The 11,847-nt window shown below is 65.6% G+C and carries 2 protein-coding genes; both read right to left on the bottom strand.

Annotated elements, in window-relative coordinates:
* Nucleotides 1–3,029: amino acid adenylation domain-containing protein (locus AC0B44_RS20825; RefSeq protein WP_471904647.1), on the bottom strand; the 3,029-nt coding region annotated here is incomplete at its 3' end.
* A 205-nt stretch (nucleotides 3,030–3,234) separates the two neighbouring features.
* On the bottom strand, nucleotides 3,235–11,847 hold an 8,613-nt coding region (locus tag AC0B44_RS20820), incomplete at its 5' end, for an amino acid adenylation domain-containing protein (RefSeq protein ID WP_471904646.1).

Genomic DNA, 11,847 nt, shown 5'->3' with positions numbered 1-11,847 from the left:
TGGAAAGTCAGCATCACCTGGAACAACGGATGACGCGCCTGCGAACGCGCAGGATCGAGCACCTCCACCAACCGCTCGAACGGCACATCCGCATGGGCGAACGCTTCGAGGTCGGCCGCGCGAATCGTGTCGAGGAACTCCCCGAACGAGACCCCACCATCAACCGACGTCCGCAACACCAACGTATTGACGAACATGCCCACCAAATCATCGAGCGCAGCCTCACCACGACCCGCGATCGGCGTGCCGATAGCAATATCGGACTGGGCGCTCAACCGCGACAGCATCACCGCGAGAGCTGCATGCACCACCATGAATTCCGTTGCACCACTGCGTCGTGCCACCTCCGCTACACCGGTACGAACACGACCATCGATCGTGAAACCGTGCGACGCGCCCCGGTAACTCGACACCACCGGACGAGGCCGATCCCCCGGCAACGTCGACTCCTCCGGCAGATCCGCCAAAGCAGTGCGCCAGAACTCGGTTTGCCGCGCGAGCAACGACTCCGGATCCGACTCGTCGCCGAGGACCTCACGCTGCCACAACGTGTAATCCGCGTACTGCACCTCGAGCGCCGACCACTCCGGGACCGCACCCGCAGCCCGCGCCGCATACGCCGTCACCACATCACGAGTCAACGGTCCCATCGAGAACCCGTCACCGGAAATGTGATGAACCACCACAACCAGAATGTGCTCGTCCGGCGCGACCCGCAGCAACCGCACCCGGATCGGAACCTGCTGCGTGACATCGAAACCGGCAGTCACAACCTGCGTGACGCGTGCCAGGACGTCGTCGGCCGCGACAGTTTCCGGACGTACCTCGACGATCGAGTCCGATGCGGGCAGGATCTCTTGGAATCCGACTCCGTCGATCTCCGGATACACCGTCCGCAACGACTCGTGCCGTGCGACGACATCCGACACCGCGGCCTGCAACGCGTCGACATCCAACGATCCCGACAACCTGATCGCCACCGGAATGTTGTTCACCGCAGATTCTGGATCCAGCCGGTTGAGGAACCACATCCGCTGCTGCGCCAACGACAACGGAATCTGCGCCGGACGCTCCCGCGCCGACAGCACCACACCCGGCCCGCCACCGGCCTCCGACACCCGCGCCGCCAGCTCCTCCACGGACGACGTCTCGAACACCACCGGCACCGCGACCCGATGCCCCACCCGCGCCGAGAGCCTCGCCACCAAGCGCGTCGCCGCCAAGGAATTACCGCCCAGATCCACAAACGAGTCATCCAGCCCGACCCGCTCGAGACCCAGCACCTGCGCCACCTCCGACGCCACCAACTCCTCCACCGGCGTCCGAGGCGCGCGATACTCCCGCACTTCGAACACCGGCTCCGGCAACGCTGCTCGATCCACCTTCCCGACGGCCGTCAACGGCACCGAATCGAGCACCACTACCAACGTGGGCACCATGAACCCCGGCAACACCTCGGCCGCAGCCGCACGCACCCGATCCCCCTCGAGCACCGCCGCCGGCTCCGGCACCACATACGACACCAACGCCGACTCACCCGATGGCAACGATGTCCCCACCGTCACCGCAAACCCCACGCCGGGCAACGACGACAGCACCGCGTCGATCTCCCCCAGCTCGACCCGGAATCCCCGGATCTTCACCTGGAAATCGCTGCGCCCCACATACTCCAACACGCCGTCGGCACCACGGCGTACCAGATCTCCGGTCCGGTACATGCGCCCACCCGCACCGAACGGATCGGCCACGAACCGCGCCGCGGTCAGCGCCTCTCGCCCGTGATAACCCCGCGCCACCTGCGCCCCCGCCACATACAACTCGCCGACCACACCCTCGGGAACCGGACGCAGACGCTCGTCGAGGACAAAACACCCCACCCCCGCGATCGCCGACCCGATCGTCACCGGCGCACCCGGCACCAACTCCCCCGAGCTCGCCAGGATCGTCGTCTCCGTCGGTCCATATGCATTGAAGAATCGGCGACCCTCGACCGCCCACCGCCGCACCAACTCCGGCGCGAACGACTCGCCGGCAACCACCACCACACGCAACGAATCCATACCGGCGGGATCCATCGATCCCAACGCACCCGGCGTCATCAGCACATGTGACACCGCTTGCGTCACAATCACATCCGCCAGCTCGGCGCCACCACCGACACCGGCGGGCGCCACCACGACGGTCGCACCCGCCGAGAAAGCCACACCCAGCTCGAGCAACGACACATCGAAACTCGGCGAACACACATGCAACACCCGAGACGACGACTCGACCCCGAAATGCTCACGCTCAGCCGAAATCACTCCACCGACACCCGAATGCGATACCACCACGCCCTTCGGCCGGCCAGTCGAACCCGAGGTGTAGATCATCCACGCAGCATCCGACGCCTCCAGCGACCGCACCCGGTCCGCATACGACACCGGCCGAGGCGACAACTCCTGCACCTGCGCGATCACCGACACGTCGTCGACAGCGACCACCGGCACCGACCCCGCCACCGACGACACTGTCGGCACCGACGACCCCACCGACAGACACAACACCGCGCCGGAATCGGACACCATGAACTGCACGCGCTCAGCCGGATAACCCGGATCCACGGGCACGAAAGTCGCCCCCGACTTCGCCACCGCCCACAACACCACCACCGACAGCAACGAACGCGGCACCGCTACGACCACCGCATCCCCCGGCCCCACACCCCGGCCGATCAGCCACCGCGCCCACTGCGACGACACCTCGTCCAGCTCGCGATACGACAACGAGCCCTCGGGCGCGACCACCGCCACCGCATCTCCGCGCGATTCCACCGCCGACACGAGCAGCTGCGGCAACAACACACCCCGCCGACCCTGCGCGCGGTTTCCGCGCGCAGGCCGCGGTGCACGCTCGGCGCGCGGTGCCCGCTGGGGTCGCTGGTTGTGCGCGCCGGTACGGGGGACTGCCTCGTCGCGGGACTCCGGACGTGCCGATCGAGATGCGTTCACCGGGGTGGCCTCGTTCGAACTGCCGTCGTGTCGTGACATGAAAAGCCCACACCCTTCGCTTCAGATAATTCAGTGGTCGCGCCCGTAATCGAACAAGCACTTCGCCGCCCCGAAACGGGCGACTCTACTCGAAAGTAATCTTCCTGGTCATCCCCGGCGCAGGCCCTGACGTTACCCGCAGTGCCCCCGGCCGGCCCGGATCCGGGCCACTGGTGGGGCCGAGGACGAATCGGCCCCACCGGAATCAGCCCAGGTCGGCAAGCTGGTACACGCGATGCGCGGCAGCCCACTCCTCCAGCGGTACCCCGGATACGTCGTCGAGCACGACGACGGCTGCGAGATCCTCGAGTGTCCCCGGTTCCAACGTGCCCAGCGACGCGCCCGGCAGATGGACGTGCGTCACCCACTGGCCGTACAGCACCCCGTCGAGGCCCGGACCCGATGTGGCGTCCGCGGGTACGACTACGACCACAGCACCTGTCGCGGTCACGACCAGGGGTTCGAGTGCCACGACCTCGATGTCGACACTGCCCACAACGGCGCTTCTGGACTCGTACGTCAGCCCGTACTTCTCACGCAGCGACCCGATACGGTCGATCAGTTCCTCGTTGGTGAACGTCTTCGATGCTGTGACGACTGCGGGGTCGTTCGCACCGACCGGCCTTATTCTGTCGCTGTACGTCACGGGATCCGACGGCAGAGCGGCCAGTTCGTCGCGCACACCCGGATCGTCGACGACGATCCGTTCACCATCGGGCGAGGAAACGCCGGTAACAGTGAGGGTCACCACGGTTCCCTCCGACTGGCGCGGCATCTCTCCGCCGGGGTCGATCATGGCAAGGGCAGCGCCGGTCTTGACGACCGCCCACGCAGCGACCACCGACTGCACCGATCGAGGCATCGCGACCGCGACCACGTCGCCGGTGCCGACTCCGCGGGCGATGAGGAACCTGGCGAGACGCGACGAGCGCGCGTCGAGTTCCCGATACGGGATTTCTGTGCCCTCGCCTCCGACCGACGGATCTGCCGGCACCGCGAGCGCGGGGGCCGACGGATCCTCTTCGACCACCTCCGCCAGGACCGTGGCGAGTGTCCGCGCTCCGGTGTCGACGGCGCCTGCGGACGGTCCGGACTCGGCGACAAGACGTGCGCGTTCGTCCGCATCGACCAGGTCGATGTCGCCGACAACTCCTTCCGGCTCGGACACGAACGAATCCAGCACACGCACGAGTTGTTCCGAGATCCGTCCGATCCCTGCCTCGTCGAAGAACCTCTCCAGGTACTTGAACGTCAGCTCGAGTTGTCGATCCGCAACGGCCATCAGGGTGATCGGGTAGTGCGTGGCATCGTCGAGGACCACGTCGGTGATCGTCATACCGTCGAGGGATCCGGCCGCGTCGGTCAACGCCTCCCTGTCGATCGGATACGACTCGAACACCAGCAACGAATCGAACCCGATCGGAGTCCCGATCCGCTGCTCGATCTCCGACAGCCCGACGTAGTGGTGATCCAGCAGGTCGGCTTGTTCCGATTGCACGCGGCGCAGCATCTGCACTACGGGTTCGTCCGGGTGGATCCGGACCCGCACGGGCAGTGTGTTGATGAACAGGCCCACCATCGTCTCCACGCCCGGCAGGTCTGCGGGGCGACCCGAGACGGTCGCACCGAACACGACGTCGGAGCGCCCTGTGATCCTGCCCAGTAGAACGCCCCACGCAGCCTGGACGAGTGTGTTGACCGTGACGCCGCTTTCGGTGGCGAGCGCGGTCAGCCGCGCTGTTCGGTCGGTGTCGACGAGGACCGACATCTTCGACATCGTGTCGTTGTCCGCGTCCCGCTGGACCGGAGCGACAATCGTCGGTTCCGAGATGCCGCCCATCGCCTCGGCCCACCTCTCCAGCGACGCGGCATGGTCCTGCTGCTCGAGCCACGCGAGGAAGTCCGCGTAGGAACGCGTGGGTGGCAGGGCCGCACGGTTGCCGCGCAGCACGTACAGGGCCATGAGGTCCTGCATGAGCAACGGCATCGACCAGCCGTCCAGAAGGATGTGGTGGGCGGTGACGGCCAGGTGATAGCTGTCCTCGTGCGACTTCACGAGGAGGAACCGAATGAGAGGCGCACGCTCCATGTCGAAACGCCGAGCCTGTTCCTCGGCCAGCAGCGCCGGCACCCCACTCTCACCGGCACGGCCGGAGAGATCGCTCGCTTCGATGACCTGCCAAGGCAACTCGACCTCGTCGAGAACGAGTTGCAGCGATCGGCCTGCCTCGTCGGTGACGAACACGGCCCGCAGATTCCTGTGTCTGTCGAGCAGGGCTTGTCCCGCGCGTCGCAGACGATCGGGATCGACGTCGCCGCCGAGATCGAGGACCGCCTGCATCGTATAGACATCGGTGCGTTCGTCGGCCGTCATCGAAGCGTGGAAGAGCAAACCTGATTGCAACGGCGACAGCGACCACACGTCCGTGAGCGACGGGTATCGCTGCTCCCAGATCTCGATATCGCTCTGGTCGAGGTCGACGAGAGGGAGATCCGACGGTGTCAGCCCACCGGCACCGGGCGAAGACCCCTGCCGTGCAAGCGCATCGAGCGCTTCCAGCCAATGCTGCGACAGTTCGTCGAGATCGTCACGGTCGAACAACCCGGCTGGGAACGCGATCGTCGTATCGAGGCGCGTGCCATCGGAGCCGTCCGAGATCACAGCCTCGATATCGACGCTGACGTCGGCCGGAATCGCGGTGGACAGATGCACTTCCAGTTCGCCGAGGGCACCTGTCGGTGTCCAGACGGACTCGGTCGCGCCCTGCCCTGCGTCCGAGCGCGACCGCCGGTCCAGGTAGCTGAAACGCACCTGCGGCGACCGCTCAACCGATGCCAGGCGATCCCGTGCCTCTGGATCGAGATGCCGCAACACGCCGAAGCCGGTCCCGCCGGCAGGAACGGCCCGCAACTGCTCCTTGACTGCCTTCATCGCCGCACCCATGGCCGGCCCACCCGCGAACGCCTCGTCGATATCCACACCGGCAAGTTCGACTCGCACCGGATACGCAGCGGTGAAGCAACCCACGGTTCGTTGCAGGTCGGCGCCGGCCACCGCGGTGTCCGCACGTCCGTCGGCCTCGAGCCGGACCAGCGCGGACGACGACTCCACACCACGATCGCGGCGCCAGCGCACCAATGCCAAACCGAGGGCCGTCATCAGGCCGTCGGTGACCGCGCCATTGAACAGCGCCGGCACCGAGGTCAGCAGCGCGTCGGTGTCGGCGGCAGGAACGGACACCTCCAGCCGTTGCACCGTCGAAGTCGTATCGACGGCCGGATCGAACGGTCTCATCCCCATTTCGGGGTCCGGTCCGTCCAATGCGCGCTCCCACCAGGACAACTCGGATCTGTGTTCGGGTGCGACTTCGAGAACGCCGTGCGCCCACCGGCGCAGTGACGTGCCGACGGCGGGAAGTCGCGGTTCCTGTCCCGCGGCGATCTGCTCCCATGCCAGACCGAGGTCGTGAAGGATGATGCGCCACGAACCGTCGTCGACCACCAGACGGTGTGCGACAAGGAGCAGGATTCCCTTTCGCTCGCCCGGGCCGAAATCGAGCCAGACGAGACGCAGCATCGACCCGGCGTACGGATCGAGGGCCCTGAGAGCGGAGTCGAGGTGTGGTCGTGCGATCTCGGCGATCCGGGCATCGTCGGTATCGGCTGGAGCCTCGACCCTGGCGAGCAGTTGCGCCGGGTCGACGGTGCCTGCGCTGCGCACGCGCAGCATCGGCTCACCGTCGGCGCCACCTTCGAGGACCGAACGCAGTGCATCGTGGTGATCCACCACGACGCCGATCGTGCGCACGAGTGCATTCCGGTCGATATCCGACGGGAGGTCCACGGCGACGATCTGTCCGGCGTGGTCGAAGCCACCCCGCCGGCTCAGCACTTCGCGCATACCCGGCGTGAGCGGAACCTCGCCGATTCCACCGCCCGGCAACTCGTCGAGCGACGCGGGCCCGGTGCTCTCTTCCCACGTGGCCACTTCGGCGAGTCCCGCAACCGAACGGCGGCCGAACACGTCTCGCGGCGTGAAGTGCACACCTCGGGCCTTTGCCCGTGACACCAATTGGATCGAGACGATGCTGTCCCCACCGAGCGCGAAGAAATCGTCGGTCGCGCCGATCTTGTCGACATCCAGAACTTCGGCGAACACGTCCGCGATGACCTGTTCGATCCTGGACCCGGGCGCCCGGAACGCTGTCGCCTCGAACACCGGATCCGGCAACGCCCTACGATCCAACTTGCCATTAGCATTGAGAGGCAACCCCTCGAGCACCACAAAAGCTGACGGCACCATATACGCCGGCACACTCCGACCCAGCGCGAATGCAACCTCCCCGGTATCGAGATCGATACCCGGCCGAGGAACCAGATACGCAACCACACGGGTACCCACACGCTCACTCTCACGAGCAACCACAGCCACGTCACGAATGTCGTCCATCCGCCGCAGCGCCGACTCGATCTCACCGAGTTCGATCCGGAAACCACGAACCTTGACCTGGAAGTCGGTACGACCCAAATACTCGAGCTCACCGTCACTCGTCCACGCCACCAGATCACCCGTGCGGTACAACCTCTCACCATCACCCCACGGCGACGCCACAAACCGCTCCGCCGTCAGATCAGGCCGCGCGAAATACCCACGAGCAAGCTGCGCACCCGCAAGATACAACTCACCCGGAACACCCACCGGCACCGGCTGCAAACGCGCATCGAGCACAAACAACCGCGTATTCCACTGCGGCGACCCGATCGGCACAGACACCACATCGGACACCTCGACAGTGTGACCGGTCACCGACACCGCAGCCTCGGTCGGACCGTAAAGATTGTCCAACCGCGCATCATTGCCGGCAAGGAACCGCTGAGCCGTGGACGCAGGCAACGCCTCACCGATAGCGAGCACCCGGCGCAGAGAAGACGGCAGAACACCATCCGAGTCCGTCATCAACGCCGTCAGCATCGACGGCACCACATGCAGAGTCGTCACACCCTCCGACGCGACAAGACCGTTGAGATACGCCGGATCACGATGACCGTCCGGCCCCGCAACAACGACACGGCCACCGGATACAAGCGCCGACCAGAACTCCCACACCGACAAGTCGAACGTCGCAGCAGTCTTCAGCAACAGCGCATCATCCGGACCGAGACCGTATTCATCCCGCATCCACAGCATCTGGTTGACAATCGCCGCATGGGACACCGCCACACCCTTGGGCCGACCGGTCGAACCCGACGTGAAAATCACATACGCCGTGTTCTCCGGCCGCAACGGCGCCACCCGATCGACGTCCCTCACCGGCAAACCCGAGTACCCATCGAGGCTAGCGGTATCGAGCCGAACGACGACGATCCCCGAACCCACGCCCTCGGGAACATCGAACTCGTCACGCGCGGTGGTCAAGACCACCGCAGGAGCCGCCACCGACACAATGTAATGCGTGCGCTCCTCCGGCTGATCCGGATCCAGCGGCACATACGCACCACCGGTCTTGGCCACCGCATACATACCCACCAGCAGCTCGACCGACCGCCGCATCGCCAACGCCACAGTCGATTCCGGCCCAACCCCCACCGAAATCAAATGACGGGCAAGCCGGTTCACCCGAGCATCGAACTCCTGATACGACAGCGACAAGCCCTCGAACACAATCGCGGTCGCCGCAGGATCACGCCGGACCTGAGTGTCGAACAAGTCCACCAACGTCACCGGCGCCCCGAACGGGCGGCTCGTGCGGTTCCACTCCTCCAAAACCAGATTCCGCTCCTCGACCCCGAGAATATCGAGGTCTCCCACCGGAAGCTCCGGCTCGGCGACGATCTGCTCGAGCACTCGCACGAACCGCTCCGCGATCCCCGCCACCGTCGACCTGTCGAACAGATCCGTCGCGAACGTCAACACGCTACCGATCCCCGCCGGAGACCCGTCCTCGTGGTAACGGTCCGCGGCGACCAGATGCAGGTCGAACTGCGAGGTCTGCACTTGCGCATCCAACCCCGACACCGTCAGACCCGGCAGCTCCAGGCTCGTCGCTGCCAAGTTCTGGAACGACAACCCCACCTGGAACAGCGGATGCCGCGCGGTGGACCGTTCAGGGTTGAGTACCTCGACGAGACGCTCGAACGGAACGTCGGCATGCGCGAACGCCTGGAGATCCCGCTCGCGTGTCTGCTCGAGCAGAGCATCGAACGAACCGCTCACATCCACGTGGGAACGCAGAACCAAAGTGTTGACGAACATGCCGATCAGATCGTCGAGCTCGCGACGTCCCCTACCCGCAATCGGCGTGCCGACCGTGATGTCCTCGGTGCCCGACAAACGCGCGAGCAACACAGCGAAAGCCGCATGCACCGCCATGAACAACGTCGAGTTCCGCGCTCGTGCGAGCTCGACCAGCTTACGATGCAGATCTGCGTCGATGTCGAACTCGACCCTGTCGCCGGCAAAGGACTGTTCCGCCGGCCGTGGCCGGTCGGTCGGAAGGTCCAGCTGATCGGGAAGGCCGTCCAAAGACTGTTTCCAGAACGCGATCTGCTTGGCTGCCAACGACTCCGGGTCCGACTCGTCGCCGAGTACTTCACGCTGCCACAACGAGTAATCCGCGTATTGCACCGGAAGCGGTTCCCAGCCGGGCTCGTATCCGCCGGAACGCGCCACATAGGCCGCAACCAGGTCACGGGTCAGTGGTCCCATCGAAGAACCGTCGGCAGAGATGTGATGGACGACGAACGCGACGATGATCTCGTCGTCCCCCACCGCGTACAGGCGAATTCGGAGCGGCACCTCGGCGGTGACGTCGAAACTCGTATTCGCCAACTCACGAACGAGGCCGGGCAACTGATCCCAGTCCGTCCGGACGGGCTCCAGATCGGGCGCTACCGATGAGACCGGCAACACGATCTGAACGGCACCGTCGTCCGACTGCGGGTAGGAGGTGCGCAGCATTTCGTGTCGTTCGAGCACATCGCGGATGGCTGCCTGCAGTGCAGCGAGATCCAGTCGTCCGCTGAGTCTCAACGCGATCGGCAGGTTGTATGCCACGGAGTCGGGATCGAACCGGTTGAGGAACCACATCCGCTGCTGCGCCAACGACAACGGAACCCGGTCCGGACGCGGCCCAGCGACGAGAGGCACCGTTCCCCCCGAGCCTGCATGTTGCCCGACGTGTGCGGCCAACGCCTCGACGGTCGGTGCATCGAACAGGGCTCGCACCGGCACCCGAGTGTCGAGCGCCGAGCCCAGCCGTGCGACCACTTGCGTGGCGTTCAGCGAGTTGCCACCCATTGCAAAGAAATCGTCGTCGAGCCCGACCCGCTCGACGCCCAGCACGCCGGCGAACGTCGACGCCACAATCTCTTCCACCGGGGTCCGTGGCGCCCGGAACTCCCGAGTCTCGAACACCGGCGCAGGCAACGCCTTTCGATCCAACTTCCCGGAAGTGTTGAGCGGGAACTGGTCGAGGACCACCACAGCGCCCGGCACCATGTACGACGGCAACAACCCCGACACGAAGGCGATCAACTCGTCGCGGTCCACCGTGCCCCCCGGAACAGGAACCACGTACCCCGCGAGTTGATCCCCGATGCCCGACGACGACACGACCACCGCAGCCTGGCTGACCGACCCGTGCGCCAGCAAGGCACTCTCGATCTCACCCAACTCGATGCGCTGACCCCGGAACTTCACCTGGAAGTCGGTTCGCCCGATGTACTCGAGTTCACCGTCGCCGTTCCACCGGACCAGATCACCCGTGCGATACATCCGATCCCCGGCCGGCCCGAACGGATTCGCCACGAAACGATCCGACGTCAGATCCGGCCGGCGCACGTACCCACGCGCCAACTGCACGCCGGCAAGGTACAACTCACCCGGCACCCCGGCCGGCACCGGACGCAGGCGGCCGTCCAGCACGTACACCTGCACGTTCCATTCCGGCTCACCGATCGGCACAACATCGACCGATCCCTCCGACGGCGCCTGCCAGAACGTAGCCGACACCGCAGCTTCCGTCGGCCCGTACAAATTGTCGATCCCCGCCGCACTGATACGGCGCACCCCGTCGACCGTCTCCGGCGGCAGCGCTTCACCGATGACGAAGATCTCCCGCAACGTGCTGCACGATTCTGCAGCAGCGTGCGCCGCGAACACGGTCAGCATCGACGGCACGAAATCGGTGATCGTCACCTTCTCCCGCGAAATGACCTCCGACAGATATATCGGATCGCGGTGTCCGTCCGGAGTCGCGAGTACCAACTTCGCACCCACACTCAGCGGCATGAAGAACCCCCACAACGACACGTCGAACGTCGTGGCGGTCTTCTGGAAATACACATCCTCCGACGTCATCGCGAACTCGTGCAGCATCCAGTCGATCTGGTTGACGATCGCGCGGTGCGTCACGGCCACGCCCTTGGGCTTGCCCGTCGAACCGGACGTGAAGATGGCGTAGGCCGTGTTGTCCGGGCGGAGCGCGTCCCGCCGCTCCTCGTCACCGATCCGCTCGGCAGAGACCCCCGCCAGATCCAGCCGATCGATCTCCATCGTCTCGACATCTACCCCGGACGCCACCTCGAACCCATCGCGGGCCGTCGTCACCACACACACCGGACCAGCAATATCGAGCACATGCCGGATGCGATCAGCCGGATGATCCGGATCGATCGGCACATACGCACCGCCCGCCCGCACGATCGCATACATCCCCACCAGCAGATCCAACGACCGGCGCACCGCCAGCCCCACCGTCGTCTCCGGACCCACACCCCGCGAGATCAGATACCGCGCAAGCCGATTGACCCGCGCATC

Source organism: Rhodococcus sp. NPDC019050 (genome assembly GCF_055664235.1).
The sequence above is the reverse complement of the archived record's forward strand: the minus strand, read 5'-3'. Positions and strand labels throughout refer to the sequence as shown.